The organism is Candidatus Microthrix subdominans, assembly GCA_016719385.1.
GTDB lineage: Bacteria > Actinomycetota > Acidimicrobiia > Acidimicrobiales > Microtrichaceae > Microthrix > Microthrix subdominans.
Genome location: JADJZA010000007.1, coordinates 868,851 through 884,670, shown reverse-complemented (window position 1 = coordinate 884,670; position 15,820 = coordinate 868,851). Strand labels below are relative to the sequence as shown.

The following is a 15,820-nucleotide window of genomic DNA, read 5'->3' as shown; positions in this document are numbered from 1 at the left end:
GCGGTCGCTCAACAATGCCAGGCACGGCGCCGCTTTGCTCACCCCGGGCGATCCGCTGTGTCCACCAGTGACCGCTCAGAGGGGCAACTCAATCACCGGGGAGCCCTACCCGTGGACACACGTGATGCCATTGCTCAACCTGGTTGTGACCAGAACCAGCGCTTGCCGCCCACACGCTCTCAAGGTACCCTGACATGCGTGAGCCAACCATTTTGCCCAGTGCTCGCCGCCATCGAGTCTCTGACGATGACATCCTCCATGCCTTCCGGTATCCCTGGCGGATCATCCACTTCGACGACATGTCCATGATCATCGGTCCCGATCGGGCCGGCCGGCTTCTCGAAATCGGCGTGGCCCACGAACAGGTGGGGGACGCCGACGTCATTTTCCACGCGATGAAAGCCCAAGCAAAGTTTCTGAAGGAGCGCCATGCCTAGAACGTTGCAGGAGATCATCAGTCACGCCGACGAACTCGCGGACCGATTCGAGAACATCGACCCGTCCGACGGTGTGGAACAACCGGTCGCCGAGTACCTCCTGCAGCGGGCAGTGCGCGACCTGGCGGCGAGCGAACGCCAAGTCGTGGATGCAGTCCGCCGAGCCCGCGAGGACGGGGTGAGCTGGCGACAGATCGGGAGCCTCATCGGAACTTCAGGTCAGGCGGCACACGAGCGTTACGGACCCGCCATTGACCAAGGTGCAGCTGGCTCGGTTGCCTGAGCTCCCCACCTGCTCGGGCCAGCCAAACAAACGGCTGAGTGCGGAGCTCGTCTTTCTGAGCCGAGGTTTGCCACGAGCGCTACCGTTCGCATCACATCGACGAGGGGCGGCTTGATGCCGGCAACAACGACCTACGACCAGAGCGTGCTCGATCAAGCCACGCTGGTCCCGGAGGTGTACGGCAAGGTCGACTTCTCGATCGTTCCCGAGCGCCTCGACCACGACGCCACCATCGACGACGAACGCTTCGCGGGCATTCGCAAGCCGGTGGCCCGCGTGTTCGACCGGCCCGAGCTGCTGGAACGCATGCGCAACTACACGATGACCGGCGACCGGGTGGCCGACGCCTACGCCGCGCTCATCCCAACGCTCGGGTTGGGCACGCTGATCGGCCAGGTCGAGCAGGCCTGCGCCGAGGGTGTGGACGCCGTCGAGGACGCACCGCAGGAACTGCGCGACCTGATCGCCTCGATGGAGGCCACGCCGGACTGGCTCGACCTCGACCTGGTTCGCAAGGGTGCGGCCGAGGAGCGGGTGCCGATGGCCACGGCCACACCGTTCGCCATCCGAGGTGCGTTCCTCGCCACCTTCCTCAACAAGTACGCGGCCTTGCCCATGACGATGACCGGCGCCCTCTCGAACGAGGCGGCGGTCAAGCGGGTGTTCGAGACAGCCAGCTTCTTCACGGCCACGACGATGCCGGGTGCGCTCGATCGCCACGGCAAGGGGTTTCAGGCGGCGGCCAAGGTGCGGCTGATGCACTCGATGGTGCGCTTCCACCTGCTCCGCTCAGACCGCTGGGACGTTGCCACCTACGGCATCCCGATCCCTCAGGTCGACCAGATGCCGGCCGGGCTCATCGGCGTGTTCATGCTGTCGATGAAGGTGCTCGGAACGGGGCGCACCACCTTCACCGACGAGGAGCGGGCCACCGTGGAAGTGTCCCGCTACCGGTGCTTCCTGCTCGGGCTGCCGGCGGACCTACTTGGCGAGACGCCCCAGGAGATCGTCGACCTGCTGACCGCCCGCCACGTCTCGCTGCGGGAGGGCTACGACGACGAGACCTGCGGCAGCCTGGTGCGCGGCACGATGGCCGTCGACCTTTTCGACACGTCGACCATCGGCGGCAAGGTGCACGCCTGGCTCGAGGACGGCTTCTCCCGGTTCATACTCATCCGTCAGTTCATGGGCGGCGACACGGACCGCTCCGACGAGATGGGCATTGAGTTCGGGCTCGACAAGCAGATCGCGGCCGGTCTGGCAGCCCTGGTGGTGGGGAGCTCGATCGCCGGCTACCGCCTCGGCCTGCGCCTGCCGCTGGTGTCCGGCCACGTGGACGCCCACCTGAACAGCCGCCTGGCCAAGTTGCTCGACAGCTACGGCCACGCCGATTTCGTCACCGACGCCGCCGAGTGGGCATAGGCCTCCCCCTCCGACCGCTGCGCGAGTCCGTGCCGTCCAACACCCAACTCGCTCCCCTACCTGTCAACTATTGCGGCTGGATTCCACACTGCCGGTGAGGATCGCACAGCCGATAGCCGTGGTCAGACCTGGGTCGGACACGCACGGTATGCCGAAGTGGCCGTGAGCCCTAGGGTCCGGGGAACTCAGCGAACTCAGTAGGGCCAGCGGGGAAACAGGGTGCACTTGAACGGGAAGGTTGGGGGAAGTCCCGGGACGAGTTGCTCACCAGCGACACCCCACTGGCAGCCGACGTCCCAGACGAACTTCCCAATCTGCCAGGACCCCAATGCCGCTGGGCCATCGGCGATGGCGGTGTTCATGATGCTCTCGCCCCAATTGAGGAAAGCGCCCCCGATTGACTGCAGGAGCAGGCCGAACAGACTCGAGACCGGGTCGGCCTGGACGAGCGACGCCGGTGCTGATTGGGCAACGGCGACCTGATTGACGACCGTCGAGGCGCCAGAACCTACCGTCACCATGTCGGCACCGGCCGAGGGGATGCCGAGCGTCAGAGCCAGCAAACCAACCACCATCATGACGGCGATATTCCGAACAACGCGTAGGTGAACCATGTTTGTCACCGCCCTGGCCGGCGAGATCGCCCGCCTCACAGTAAGCGTACGCCTGCCCTCTCAATTGTCCAGGGGTGCTCGCCACGCCCTTCCTCCGGTTCCACGGGCTTCCATTGACCAAGACGCCGAGCCTTCGGTTGCCTGACGCCATCTCGGCGGACCATCGGTTGGTAGCAGCGCCGCCCAGCGTGCTCCCGGCGGCGCTACTCGCTCTTCTGGGGATCCGCAACTGAGCCGCCTACCCGCCGCTGCGACAGAATGAGGAGATGGAGAATCTTGACGGTCGAGTAGCCGTGGTCACTGGAGCAGGCAGCGGGATCGGCCGGGCCATCAGCCTGGCCCTGGCCGAGCGGGGTTGTGCGATGGCGCTGGTGGACGTCAACCAGAACGGACTGGACGAGACCGCCGCGCTCGTCAAGACCCACGCCACGACACATATCGCCGATGTCTCCGACCCGACCCGCATGTCCGAGCTGCCCGACGAAGTGGTGGCCGCCCACGGCTCCTGCAACATCCTGGTGAACAACGCCGGGGTGACGGCGGCGGGCCGCTTCGAGGCCGACGACCTGGACCTCGTCCGCTGGATCACCGACATCAACGTGTGGGGCGTGGTGCACGGCTGCCACTACTTCCTGCCGACACTGCGCAAGGCCGACGAAGCCCACATCGTCAACATGTCGTCGATGGTGGCCTTCGTTGGGCTACCCCAGAATGCCGCCTACGCCCTCTCGAAAGGAGCGGTGCGCTCGTTCACCGAGGCACTTCGGGGAGAACTGGCAGCATCGACGGTTGGGGTGACGGCGGTGTTCCCCGGCTCGATCCGCACCAACATCATGTCTGCCGCCCGAGGCGCCGAGAGCGAGCGCCTCTCCACCATGGCCTCGTCACGCTTGGCCCCGCTGATCCTGCGTCCACCGAGCACCGTGGCCAAGGGAGTGGTGCGGGGCATCGAGCACAACCGGGCCCGCGTGGTGGTCGGCCTCGACGCCCGACTGCTGGACATCACCGCACGCCTCGTGCCCGGCCGCACCGGCCTGATGGGGCGCGTCCTCGACAAACTGACCTGACCGGCGCCTCACCATCTAACCCGTGAAGGATGGAGCCAGGGGGACCGGGGTTGCGGCGGCGTTGAGCGAGGACGGCACGTCATCGCGGGACGATGGCGCAACATCGTCGGACGCTGAGGGCGGAATGTCTGACGGCGGGGGCGGCACCGTTGTCGTTGTCACCTGAGGAGGTGCGTCGGCAGCGAACGACAGCGGAACGATGGCGATGCGGTCGGGATCGAAGCTAAAACCCCACGAGACGATCATGACGCAGTCGCCGGCAGCGCCGGTGCAGTCGGCCTCGCTGCCATCAGGGTCCCGCACCACCTCATGCACCATCACGTCGAGCGAGATGCTGTCCTGATCGTCGGGGACCTGTCGGAGGTCGTCCGCGAATGCGCACGTCTGCCCCGGTGGCTCCGACTTCGCACACTGGAAGATGAACGCCTGCTCGCGGTTGCTCAGGTTCTTGCCCTCCACACGAACGACCTGTCCGTCACGCAGGTTGGTGGACGGCTCGACCGTGGCGCTCACCGGGGGCCGAAGCGGTGCCGTCGGGTCAAACGAGATGGGCGCCTTGGTCGACTCGCCCGCGTCAGCCAAAAACCCGACTCCGATAAAGCAAGCTTCCGGACCGGCGCGACAGTCGATCTCGTCCCCACCCTGGCCGCTGGCGAGAACGCCCCAACCAAAGGTGAAGGCATCGACCTGGATGGTGTAGGTGAACCCCCCGACGTTGTCGGTTGCGAGGTCGAAGGCCACCGACCCGGAACAACCAGACTCGTCAACAGCACCGGCACGACACTGGAAGATCTCCAGTTCCGTGCCAGGGGGAAGACCCGTGCCCGTGACGGTCACCACCTGCCCATCGACCAGCCCGGTCGCCGGCGTGACGGTGATGGTGCCTCCAGGGCCGGCGGCACCAGCCTCGGCGGGTGCCAACAACATGGCCAGCATGACCAGCGGCAGTAGCGATCGGAATCTCGGTCTCATAGGTCGTCCCCCGAAAGAATTTTCAAAGCCCGTCTATAGTTCATTCTAAGCTCGGAAGGCCCGACCCGCTAGAGGCTCTGGTCTCGCCCAGAGGCGCGGCACATCGACGCCCGCCGTAATCTGCTCGATCTTGGAGGAGGCGACCGACTCGGCGCGGAGGAGGATGCCACGCAAGGGCGCCAGCGCTACGCCGTGGGTGGAATCGAGTTTGGTGATGGCCTGCATCGCCTGCTCCAACGCCGCCGACAACTCGGCATCGACGGCGAGGTCGACCCCGTGAAAGTGAGGAGGGAGAGAAACCGTGACCTCGCTGAACTCCCGATCGGCCCGGCTTCCATCGCGACCCTGTTGCACCCACGGAAACGTCTCGGCACCATGGGGGGCGAGCGTTGTGGTTCCGTTCACGATGACCTCCCCCTTCACTCGACCTATTCCCACTTAGGAGTGTAAGGGGGAATAAGGGGCTGCCTATTCCCGGTTATCAGGACACTCTCGAACTGATGAGGTATGACAAGCATGAGTACCTACCCGAGCGCACCCTCCGGCCGTGTCCATTCCGGCCCCGATGGACAGCGGCTGATCATCGAACGGAGCTTTCCAGCGCCGATCGGCGATGTTTGGGCCAGCCTCACCGAACCTGACCGCGTCGCCCATTGGTACGGCAGCATTGAGGGCGAGTTGCATCCGGGCAGCACCATCATGGTGACGATGAGCGCCGAGGACGGCGCTCCGGCCGAACCGATGCAGATCATCGAATGCGAGCCGCCCACGCGATTCCTGGTCGAGACCGCCGGCATGGGCGAGCCGTGGCGACTTGAGCTTGAACTCGCCGAATCCGACGGCATCACCACGATGACCTTTACCCACCGACTCCCCGACGACCTCAGCGCCGTGGACCTCGGGCCCGGTTGGGAGTTCTACGCCGATCGCCACCACGCAGCGTTCCACGGCAACGCCATGCCCGACTGGGACGCCGACCGCTACCAGGAACTCCTCGGCAACCACTACGCCTGAGCTCGGCCCGCCGCGGCCGAGCCGAGCTACTCGGCGGCCTCGGCGAGCGCCTCGGCCAGGGCCGGGTGCACCAGCAGGCTGTCGGCCAGGTCCGACACCCGCAGCCCGGCGGTGACCGCGACGGCCAGCACCGAGATCAGCTCGGCGGCGTGGCGGCCGACGATCGATCCGCCCAGCACGACACCGGTCGCCGGATCCGAAATGATCTTGACGAAGCCCCGGGCATCGTTGTTGATCAGCGCCTTGGAGGTGGTGGCGAAGGGGACCTTGGTCACCCGCACCTTGCGCCCCTCGGCGAAAGCATCGGCCTCAGCCAGGCCCACGTCGGCGATCTCGGGTTCGGTGAAGATCGCCGAAGCGGCCTTGTCGTAATCGAGATGACGGTGCTCAACGATGTGCAGGCCCATCACGTGCTCGGCGATCTTCTTGCCCTGCATCGAGGCCACCGAGGCCAGCGGAAGCTTCCCCGACACGTCGCCGGCCAGATAGATGTTGGGGATGTTGGTACGGAGGTGGTGGTCGAGCTCCTTGGGCCACAGGCCGTCCATGGCCACCCCGGCCTCGACCAGGCCGACGTTCTCGGTGTTGGGGATCGACCCGATCGCCAGCAACGTGTGCGAGCCCGTCGCCGACCGCCCGTCGTCGCAGCGCACGGTGACCGACCCGTCCTCGCCTCGATCGATACCAACGGCCCGGGCGCCCTTCATGAGGTGAACGCCCCGGCCGAGGAAGTCCGTCTCCAACGCCGCCGCCACCTCGGGATCCTTCTGCGGCAGCACCTGCTGGCGGCTGACGATCAGGGTCACTTCGGAACCGAACGAGCTGAACATGTGGACGAACTCCACGCCGGTGACGCCCGAGCCGATCACAATCAGGTGCTCGGGCAGTTCCGGCGGCGGGTAAGCGTGGCGTGTGGTCAGCACCCGCACGCCGTCGGGCTCGGCCCAGTCCGGGATGCGCGGGCGGCTGCCGGTGGACACCAGAATGGCGTCGGCCTCGATCGTCTCCTCCGAACCGTCGGCCAGCGTGGCCACCACCGTGTGCGGGTCGACGAGGCGGCCGGTGCCCTCGATCACGTTGACATGCTGACTCTCGAGCAGCGTCCAGTTGGTTCTCACCAGCGAGCTGGTGATCGACTCAATGCGGTCGCGCACCGAATCAAGATGCACCACCGAGTCACCCACGCCAACGCCCATCGAGCCGGCCTCGGTCACCTGATTGAACGTGGCGCCGGTGGCGATCATCGCCTTGGATGGGATGCAGTCCCACAGCTGAGCGGCGCCGCCCAGCACGTCGCGCTCGATCACGGTCACCTCAGCTCCGAGGCGGGCCGAATAGGTCGCCGCGGCCACGCCGGCCGGGCCACCACCGATGATCACAAAACGCAAGGGCATGCCCGCAGGCTACCCATCGCGCCCGTTCGGGGCCGCCGAGCGCCTTCGGCCGAGAATCAGCCCTGAAGCGCAGCCAAAAGCTCGCGGAGCGGCTCGGTGTAGTGGCGGCTCTCGACGAAACCGTGATGGCGCCAGGCGAAGTTGTCGAGCACCGAGTTGGCCGGGCGGGGCGCCGGGCGGGGCGGGTCGAGATCGGTGGTCATGATCGGGCTGATGCGCTCCGGGTCGAACCCGGCCAGGTCGAACACGGTGCGGGCGAACTGGTACCAGCTGACCGCACCCTGGTTGGTGCAGTGGAACGTGCCCGGCACTCGCTCGCGGCCCAGCTTGATCGCCATGCCGGCCAGGTCGGACGTGAAGGTGGGGTGGCCAAGCTGATCGTCGACGAAGCTCAGCGGCTTGGTCCCCTCCCCCAGCGACAGCAGCGTCTTCACCATGTTGTGGCCGTGCTCGCCGCACACCCACGACGTGCGCACCACGCTCCAGTTGGCGTCGATCTCCAGCTCGCCACCCAGCTTGGAGCGGCCGTAAACCGACTGGGGGTTGGGTCGATCCCACTCGAGGTAGGGGCCGGCCTTGGTGCCGTCGAAGACGTAGTCGGTCGAGATGTAGACGACGTGGGCGCCCACCCGACGGGCCCCGTCGGCAAGAAACCGGGTGGCCAAGGCGTTGGCCCGCCATGCCGTCTCGGGCTCGGCCTCGCACCGGTCGACAGCTGTGAACGCCGCACAGTGGAGGATCACATCGGGCGAGAACTGGGTGACCATCCCGAGCGAGGTGTCCCGGTCGGTCAGGTCGAACTCGGGCAGATCGACCGCCAACACCTCGTCGCGGTCGGACAGCCGCAGAGCGATATCGGTTCCAAGCTGTCCACGGGCACCGGTAAGCAGAATGCGCATCTGGCCATCCTTGCACGATGGCTGGAGTGGCTGCTCCTACAGCTCGGTGCAGGCAAAGGCACCCAGACCGGCCGCAGCCGTGGCCACCAGCCCAGCCATCACCGCTGCCTGCGTGGGCAGACTCTTCGTGACGCCGGCGGCGACCGCAGCCAACGCATCAACGCTGTCGACCGCCACCCCGCACCGCAGCGTAAAGTCGATCACGTCGTCGGAAGCGCCGAGCGCAAACGGCGCCACCATGAACAACTCCCGCACGCCGAACAGGCGAGCGAGATAGGGGGCGGCCGGGTTCTCCTCGGCATCGATGCCCATCAGCTTGCCGGTCGCGCTCGGTGCGAACAGTGCGCCGACGCCGACGCAGCCGCGAATACCGACGAGCGCGGTGCGGGCATGGCGCGGGGTGATCGTCAAGTTCATCAGGTCAGTGTGACACGACCGTCCAGACCCGCAGCGCCTCGTGATCGGGAGGCTTGGGCGCTCGGCCCGTCCCCTACGCTCCGTCCCATGGAGCTTGAAGCCCTCGACCTTGCGACCACCGATTCCGCCGCCGAACCGGACGGGCGGTTGACCGCACTCGCCACTCTGGAACGAGCGCTGACGACGCCCGAGTTGGCCGACCGGATGGAGCTGGCTCTCTGGTCCCCGGCCCCCGATACCTACCGGGCCGCAGCGGTCGATGGTTCGGTGTTGTTCCGCCGCGTCGAGGACGGCGGACGGTGGCGCTTCGACGAGCTGGAAGTCACCGGTCGCAACCCGCTGGCCGATCAGGCGACCGACCGCTTTCTCGGCCTCGACGCCGAGCGGCAACACCGCTTCCCCGACCGGGTCGACAACTCCTATCCCTACGCCTACGACGGGATCGCCCAGTTCTTCGATGGCGCCCACGCACCCGACCTTCTGGCCACCCACACCGGCGCCCACTCGATCCACGACAACGTCGGCCAACACGGCTCGCTCGGCGCCGTCCAGGGACGGGCACCGCTGATCCTGTCGGGTTGCGGCGTGCGACCGCTGGGCACACTCGACCGGGCGACCCGCATGGTGAACATCGCCCCGACCCTCGCCGCGCTGTTGGGGGTGGAGCCCCATCCCGCCGGCGTCGGCCCGACCGGCCGGCGACGGGTCGATGCCCTGCTGGCCCGCCAGGACGGCGACTCCGAAGTCGACGTGCTCAGCGGCGAGACCCCCGATCACCTGGTCGTCTTCCTGCTCGACGGCTGCAACGCCAACCTGCTCGCCGACGCGGTCGCCTCGGGCGAGGCCCCCAACATCGCCGCTCTGGCCGCCGGTGGCACCACGTTTGGCCACGGCGTGTTCGCCTCGTTGCCGACCGCCACCCTCGCCAACCACACCACAGCCCTCACCGGCGCCCACCCGGGCCACTCCGGCGTGATCAACCACGCCTGGTACGACCGTGAGAGGGACACCGAGGTGAACCTGTTGTCCTTCGAGCAGATGTTTCACTCGTCGAGCCACGTCGATCCGTCGATCGAGACGCTCTTCTCGGCGGTCGCCCGCAGCCGGCCGGGGGCCTACACCAGCGCCAGCTTCGAGTTCTGCGACACCGGGGCGAGCTTCTCAACCTTTGCCCTGGTGCGCGACGGCGTGACCTCCGGCCTGCCCGAACTCGACGACGTCACCCACCTCACCGACGACCCCGGCCTGCGCAGCGACCAGTACGACTTCATGTCGACGGTCGACCATCTGAGCGTCACCCACACGATCAACGCCTGGCGTCAGGTCGACGGCAACCCGCTGCCCACGCTCAGCTGGTGCAGCCTGTCGCTCACCGACGAAGCGGCCCACGAGGTTGGCCCCCATCACCCGGCCGCCCGGGCGGCAGTGCGTGACTCCGACGCCAGGGTGGGCGACGTGATCGCCGCCATCGACGCCGCAGGCGTCCGGGAGCGCACGGCAGTGGTGGTGCTCGCTGACCACGGCATGGAGCAGAGCGATCCGGCGGTGTCCAGCGGCTGGGCATCCGAGTTGGAGGCGACCGGCGTGCCCCACCGGGATGTCGGCGGCGGCCTCATCTACCTCACCTGAGCCTGAGTTCGCGCCTGCCCCCTACTCACGGCTGACCCCACGCACCGCCCAGCCACCGCAAGAACGCCAACTCGGGAGCCCAGACGTCGCCCAGGCGGTCGTTTCCACTCCCCGGTTGGGAGCGATCGGCGAACTCGGGAGCCCGGCCGTCGCTCAGGCGGTCGTTTCCACTCCCCGGTTCGGTGAGATCTGGGACCGGCGGCCGGGTCGAGCGCCGCTGGCCTACCAGCGGGAGCGGGACTCCTCGGCGAAACCCTGCAGGTCGTCGAAGTCGACGCGTTGGCCGTCATCGTCGGCCACCCAGCCGGACCAGTCCCCGAACACCTGGTGGGTCTCGGTGCTCAGAACCCCCACGTTGGTGCGGGAGTGTTTGTCGTAGCGGGGCGTCAGCTCCAGCTCGAGGTGGCCGCTCGGATCTGTGATCCTCCACGGCCGCATCGGGTTGTCCCACGAGTACTCCCAGCCGAGCTCGGCGCCGATCTTGGTGAGTCGGCCGTCGATGATCACGCCGTTCTCGGTCAGCCCGGTGCCCTCGGTCCACTTGGCGCCGATCTGAAGGCCGACCACCGGCCCGTCCCCACTCGCCCGCCCGGCGCCGCCACCCCAGTTCCAACGGGTGGAGTAGGGCCAGCGGCCTCTTCCGACGTCGAGCACCCCCCAGGCACCCCGGGGCCCATCCTCCAGAACCCGCGTCACGCCCCCCACGGTGAGGCGTCCGGTGGCGGGCCGGGCCTGATGCTTCGAGGTGTATTGGAAGCGCTTCTCACTCCAGGGAATCACCACGTTGAGCGACTCGTGCCCCTCGGGCAATGCGATGTGCGCTTCCAGCTCGGCCGGCAACCCGTCGGCCTCGGTCCAGCGAGCGGAGATGGTGGTCGTTCCGTTGTGTGCGTCGTCGATCGTCAGGTCGAGGTCCTTATGGCGCAGCCTGAGGGGCGTCGTGCCGGGGTGTTCGGGCATCTCCAAACCGCGCCCCAGAGGCGACACGACGTTGACGCCTCCGTGCTCTCCGGTGACCAGGTCGGCCCACCAGACATCGGCCAGGCCCAGGTAGTCGATGTCGGCATAGGTAGCCGAAACAACCAGGTCGCCGGCCAGAACCGCCCAATAGTCCCAGCGCTTGTTCCGACCCCAGTTGCCTCGAAGGTTGGCTCGGTGCAGCGGCGTGGAGGACCACCCGACGGCGTCAGGGTTCAGGTGGGTGCCGCCGGGGTTCAGCCGGGAGCCGGCTGGCCTCGTCAGATCGACCGGATCGGTCAGCCGCCGCTCGTGCGTTGGGGTCGTCGACATAGCCCGAGACGGTAGCTTGACCGGTCCCGCGCCGGTCGCTCCCGCCCGTCTGATCCCGCAACACGATCTCGTTTGGCTGCCGCTCACACCTACAGATCTGTCACGGTTGGCCCATGACCATCGACGGCTCCAGCCGGGCGTCCGAACTGGCCCGGGCAACCGCACATCACATCCAAAGCAACGGCTACCTCGTGCTCGAGAAGGGCGTCAGCGCCGAACGGGTCGCCGACCTGCTTCACATGTCGCGCAGCGCCGTCCACTCGTCGCTGATCAGGCTTGGGAAGGGCGGCAACGACAAGGGGCTGCTGCGAAACCTGGCGGAGCACTGGCTCGACCCCGAACGCACCGGCGCCACCCGTGAGCTGGCAGCAGCGATGAAGGCGAGCGTTCTCGAAACCCCGGAGGTCGATCCCGTCCGCACGATCAAGGCGATGTGCGAGCTGTACTTCGCCGACGTCGCCACCCAACCGATCGCCGAGGTGCAGTTGGCGCTGTGGGTGGGCCGCAACGACCCTGAGGTCGCCGACCAGCTGCGGTCGATCTATCGGCACCTCGACGACATCGTCGCCGACCTGTTTGACTCCCTCCTGTCCCACTGGGGGCGCAAGATGCGACCGGGCTTCTCAACCGGCACGCTGGCAGCTTGCATGGGCGCCCTCGTCGAGGGGCTGGTCGTGCGGCGCGCCGTCGACCCGGAAGCGGTCACCGACGACCTGTTCGGCGTTGTCCTGCTTGGCCTGTTTCCAACGTTGACCCAGGACGCCGACGAGGCACCGGTGCCGTTTCAGTCGGCGGTGTCGAGGTACACCCGGCCCACCCAGAGCTTCGAGGGGTCGACCATCTTCGAGGTTCGCGCCCGGGCACTCGCCGAGCTGACCCAGGAAATCCAGCGGGGAGGTGCCTGTCGCACGATCTCGGTGGCCACCCTCGCCGAACGGATGCGAATGGACGAGCCGCATCTGGAATTGATCATCGGCTCGATCGAGAAGCTGGTGGCCGAGGAACTGGCCTCGGCGGCGCAAGCCCTGATGGTCTTGAGCGACGGGGAGGCCTCCGGTGTCAGCGCGCTGACCACGATCACCGCCGGCCGGAGCGAGCTGGTTCGGTTCTTTCTGCTGTGTGTCAACGATCCGCATCCCGCTCCGGTGGTCATCGACACGCTCCAGGCGCTCGGGGGGATGCTGCAGCCCGAAGCGATGCCGGACGATTGCGATGACCGCAACCTTCCGGGATACCTGGCAGAGACGGCACTTCGCCTAGCCTGCCGCGGATTCTCGGTGGAACGGATCCAGCCGGTCATCGACGCACTCGCCGCCTGCTGACTTCGCGGCAAATTGCCGCGTCGTAGCGATGGATTGCCTCTCGGTGCCTGACAGATGATCTCCCGAACCAATCACCCAGGGGGGTACCCGACATGTCAACCACCGTTCGTCCCAGATCCCGGAGAGCCGTGCGCTCCCTGTTCGCCATCGCCGTCATGGCGCTGTTGCCGGTGTTCGCCGTCGTCGGCACCGCCGGTGCTCACACGGGGACCAACGCCGCGACGCCGGGCAACGACAGCTCGCACCCATGGAAGTCCAACGGGTGTGGCCCCTCCGGCGCCGGCCTGGTCATCCCCGACAGCATGCCGGGCATCTTCAACTTCAACCATCCATGCGATCATCACGACGGCTGCTACGGCGGGTCATCACGTACCGGCGCATCCCCATACTGGGTGAGCCGGCAGACGTGCGACTCGTTGTTCAAGGCCGACATGATCGCCTCGTGCAAGTGGCAGCACGGCAGCGACCTCACCAAGACCTGGAGCGCCAGGCGGTGTGCCGGGTTCACCGACACCTACTACAACGCAGTCCGAAAGAGCGGAAAGGGCAGCTACAAGGGCCCAGCCAATCTGAACTACTGAGCATCGCCGTCATGTGATCGATGGGCAGTGTGGGGCGTCGAGGCCAACCTCGGCGCCCCACAGCCGCGCAGAGCGGGGTCCCAAAGATTTACATGTACTTGCGAGCCTGCGTCGACGGCGGGCGTGGGTCACGCTCGACACCGGGCAACTTCCTCTGGCTCTCACGACCCAACGGGCGCACGATGGACACACACCGTCGTGGCCGTCAGGCCGATCACCCACCACCCCACACGTGATGATCGGCCCTCTACAGAGCTGAGTTCCTGGGTCATGCGCCATGACGAGCCTGTCGTGGTTGGCCAGCGGTGCCACCGGAGGAGCATGCAACATGGCAAACGAGGTACAACGGGCGCTCTGGAACGACGTCGTCGGCGACGCCTGGGTCCGTCACGTCGAGTATTTCGATGCGACGCTGGCCTCATTTGGGGACGCAGTCATCCGGCGGCTCGACCCGGCTCCCGGCGACCGGGTGCTCGACATTGGGTGTGGCGTGGGCACGACCACCTTCGACCTTGCGGCGTTGGTGCCGCCCGGCGAGGTGGTCGGCGTCGACCTGTCGGCGCGCATGCTCGGCGAGGCCCGCCGCAGGGCCGCTGCCAGCGAGCTCACCAACCTTCGCTTCGTTGAGGCCGACGTCCAAACCGCCGACCTCGGCGAGGACAGCTTCGATCTCGCCTTCTCGCGCTGCGGCGTCATGTTCTATCCCGACCCGGTGGCCGCCTTCTCGAACATTGCCCGGGCATTGATCCCCGGCGGACACCTGGGTTTCGTGTGTTTCGCCTCCCCGATGGCCAACCCCTTCATCGTGGCTCCCGTGATGGCGGCAGCCGCAGTTCTCGAGCTTCCGCCCCCGCCCGGGCCCGGCGAACCCAGCCCGTTCTCGCTCGCCGAGCCCGACCAGACGACCGCGCTACTCGAGTCGGCTGGGTTGACCGACGTGGAGATCGAACCCGGGCCGGACGAGGCGGTCCTGTACGGAGCGACCGACATCGGGCCGCTCGCCGAGCGGGTGCTCGAACAGAACCCCGGCACTGCCGGCCGGCTGGCGGCGGTCGACCCATCGGTGAGGGCGGCGGCCATTCGCGCCGCCGCTGAAGTGCTCGCTGAGCACCGGGAGGACGACGTGGTCCGGATGGGGGCAGGCACCTGGATCGTTACCGCCCGGCGCAACTAACCTGAACTGTCATCACCTGCCGTAGCTCCCTCGCGTGGACCTGACCCAGCTGGCACGTTCGGTCGTCGACGGCCTGCGCCTGGTGGGCGTACCCGTATGCCTGGCGGCGGTGCTCGTTCTCGCGGCCATGGCACTCACCCCGCGCTCCCGCCGGCGCCTACTGCTGGCCGGACGCGGCTTCCAGACGCGTCCGGGCCCGTCGTGGCGGTTGTGGACCGCCGGCATCCTGCTTCCGATGCTGGGCATTACCGCGTTGTCGGCAGCCTTCGCCATCGAATCGGAGATCCGCGATGGGCAGACCCGCCTGGCCGAGGGCGTCGAGGCGTTGGTGCCGCCCGGTGCCGGGTCGCCCTACTGGGTACTGGCACCCGGCACCGACCACTTCATGGACACCAGCCGGGTTTCGCTCGGCCGCTTCGCCGGTGCTGCGCCCGGCGACGCCCGAAGCACAGCGGTGCTCGCCGTGCCGTTTCGCCTCGACCTGGCGGTGGTCACCCGCCAGTCCGGCGAGCGGATTACCGGGCTGGTGCTGGGGCCGGGTGCGGCCGGCGACGGCTTGTCGCCCCCCGTGGCCGGGCCCAGTGTGTGCGAACGACGGGAAGCCCGGTGCTTGCTGAAGCCGGGTGAGGTGGTTGTCGACCGGGAGGACGGTTACGCCCTCGGCGAGGTCACCACTATCCGGGGCGAGCGCTACCGGGTGGTCGGGTTCTTCGACCGTCCGATGAGCCTGCTGAACCGCACGGTGGTGTACGCCAACACGACCGCAGCCGGGTACCCCCAGGACCCGTTCGGATATGTGGCCTTCGCCTCCGATCGCGCCACGGTCGAGGCGGCCGCCGGCCCCGACGTGCAAGTGCTCAGCGCAGCCGAAGTTCGCGACTACAACGCCCAGTTCTGGTCGGGCAATGCCACGCCCATTCTCATGCTGCTGATCCTGCTGATCGCCGCGTTTGGCGGTGCCGCCATCTTTGCCGCCCAACGGGCCGAGCACCTCGCGGTGCGGCCCGTGTTCCGCACGGTTCGGGCGATCGGCCTCACCCGGACGGAGGCCGGCCAGATCGACCTGGCGCACGGTCTGCTGCGGGCGGCGATTCCGGTCATCCCGGCGCTCATTCTGGCTCGCCTGGCCATCGCCGCCCTCAACTGGGCCGTGCTTGGCTTTCACGCCCGGGTCGAACTGCTCACGCTGACCGCCGCCTTCGGCGTCGTGGCCGCCGCATCGACCGTCGCCGGGCTGATCAGCTGGTCGACCGAACGCACCCAGCCGCTGGTCACCCGGTAGCGCGCCCGACCCATCGGTATGGT

Annotated in this window: 17 protein-coding genes; 10 read left to right on the top strand and 7 right to left on the bottom strand. The window is 67.5% G+C overall.

The genetic code is table 11. From position 1 onward, the window contains the following. The first annotated feature begins 194 nt into the window (after positions 1-194). From IPN02_14275 to IPN02_14265, 3 genes are all read left to right on the top strand, one after another. Positions 195-437, top strand: a complete 243-nt coding sequence (locus tag IPN02_14275; protein ID MBK9297970.1) for a hypothetical protein — start codon at positions 195-197, stop codon at positions 435-437. Further along, positions 430-720: a hypothetical protein gene (locus IPN02_14270; protein ID MBK9297969.1), complete on the top strand. Its 291-nt coding sequence runs from the start codon at positions 430-432 to the stop codon at positions 718-720. Before IPN02_14275 ends, IPN02_14270 begins: the two co-directional genes overlap by 8 nt. A 114-nt stretch (positions 721-834) precedes the next feature. After that, positions 835-2,142, top strand: a complete 1,308-nt coding sequence (locus IPN02_14265) for a DUF2236 domain-containing protein (protein ID MBK9297968.1) — start codon at positions 835-837, stop codon at positions 2,140-2,142. 194 nt (positions 2,143-2,336) lie between these two features. Here IPN02_14265 and IPN02_14260 read toward each other — a convergent pair whose 3' ends face one another. Further along, entirely contained in the window at positions 2,337-2,756 is a 420-nt protein-coding gene (locus IPN02_14260) for a hypothetical protein (GenBank protein MBK9297967.1), read from the bottom strand. A 266-nt stretch (positions 2,757-3,022) separates the two neighbouring features. On the opposite strand from IPN02_14260, the gene IPN02_14255 reads away from it, so the two are divergent. After that, positions 3,023-3,823 (top strand): SDR family NAD(P)-dependent oxidoreductase, encoded by an 801-nt coding sequence (locus IPN02_14255; GenBank protein MBK9297966.1) that lies wholly within the window; start codon positions 3,023-3,025, stop codon positions 3,821-3,823. Positions 3,824-3,838: 15 nt separating this feature from the next. On the opposite strand, the gene IPN02_14250 is transcribed toward IPN02_14255, so the two are convergent. Beyond that, positions 3,839-4,795 (bottom strand): hypothetical protein, encoded by a 957-nt coding sequence (locus tag IPN02_14250; protein MBK9297965.1) that lies wholly within the window; start codon positions 4,793-4,795, stop codon positions 3,839-3,841. 45 nt (positions 4,796-4,840) lie between these two features. Continuing rightward, positions 4,841-5,200: a hypothetical protein gene (locus IPN02_14245; protein ID MBK9297964.1), complete on the bottom strand. Its 360-nt coding sequence runs from the start codon at positions 5,198-5,200 to the stop codon at positions 4,841-4,843. A gap of 111 nt (positions 5,201-5,311) precedes the next feature. Here IPN02_14245 and IPN02_14240 point away from each other — a divergent pair, with 111 nt between their 5' ends. Beyond that, entirely contained in the window at positions 5,312-5,809 is a 498-nt protein-coding gene (locus IPN02_14240; protein ID MBK9297963.1) for an SRPBCC family protein, read from the top strand. A gap of 26 nt (positions 5,810-5,835) precedes the next feature. Here the strand turns inward: IPN02_14240 and IPN02_14235 are convergent, their stop codons facing one another. From IPN02_14235 to IPN02_14225, 3 genes are read right to left on the bottom strand one after another with little or no spacing between them, the layout of a single operon-like run. Next, entirely contained in the window at positions 5,836-7,203 is a 1,368-nt protein-coding gene (locus IPN02_14235; protein ID MBK9297962.1) for an FAD-dependent oxidoreductase, read from the bottom strand. Positions 7,204-7,259: 56 nt separating this feature from the next. Then, positions 7,260-8,102, bottom strand: coding sequence for a dTDP-4-dehydrorhamnose reductase (rfbD, locus tag IPN02_14230; GenBank protein MBK9297961.1), 843 nt, complete (start codon positions 8,100-8,102; stop codon positions 7,260-7,262). A gap of 36 nt (positions 8,103-8,138) precedes the next feature. Next, positions 8,139-8,519 (bottom strand): hypothetical protein, encoded by a 381-nt coding sequence (locus tag IPN02_14225; GenBank protein ID MBK9297960.1) that lies wholly within the window; start codon positions 8,517-8,519, stop codon positions 8,139-8,141. Between the two features lie 87 nt (positions 8,520-8,606). On the opposite strand from IPN02_14225, the gene IPN02_14220 reads away from it, so the two are divergent. Continuing rightward, complete coding sequence (locus IPN02_14220; protein ID MBK9297959.1) at positions 8,607-10,148, top strand: alkaline phosphatase family protein; 1,542 nt, start codon at positions 8,607-8,609, stop codon at positions 10,146-10,148. Positions 10,149-10,370: 222 nt separating this feature from the next. Here IPN02_14220 and IPN02_14215 read toward each other — a convergent pair whose 3' ends face one another. Continuing rightward, complete coding sequence (locus IPN02_14215; GenBank protein ID MBK9297958.1) at positions 10,371-11,438, bottom strand: DUF2804 domain-containing protein; 1,068 nt, start codon at positions 11,436-11,438, stop codon at positions 10,371-10,373. A gap of 113 nt (positions 11,439-11,551) precedes the next feature. Between IPN02_14215 and IPN02_14210 the strand changes: the two genes are divergently transcribed. From IPN02_14210 to IPN02_14195, 4 genes are all read left to right on the top strand, one after another. Next, positions 11,552-12,760: a TetR family transcriptional regulator C-terminal domain-containing protein gene (locus IPN02_14210; protein MBK9297957.1), complete on the top strand. Its 1,209-nt coding sequence runs from the start codon at positions 11,552-11,554 to the stop codon at positions 12,758-12,760. A 128-nt stretch (positions 12,761-12,888) separates the two neighbouring features. Continuing rightward, positions 12,889-13,341 carry a hypothetical protein gene (locus IPN02_14205; protein ID MBK9297956.1) on the top strand — a complete coding sequence of 151 codons (453 nt, stop codon included), beginning with the start codon at positions 12,889-12,891 and terminating at the stop codon, positions 13,339-13,341. A gap of 328 nt (positions 13,342-13,669) precedes the next feature. After that, the gene (locus tag IPN02_14200) at positions 13,670-14,515 is read left to right on the top strand and encodes a class I SAM-dependent methyltransferase (GenBank protein ID MBK9297955.1); all 846 of its coding nucleotides are present in this window, start codon (positions 13,670-13,672) and stop codon (positions 14,513-14,515) included. A gap of 34 nt (positions 14,516-14,549) precedes the next feature. Beyond that, entirely contained in the window at positions 14,550-15,797 is a 1,248-nt protein-coding gene (locus tag IPN02_14195) for a hypothetical protein (protein MBK9297954.1), read from the top strand. Positions 15,798-15,820 lie beyond the last annotated feature (23 nt).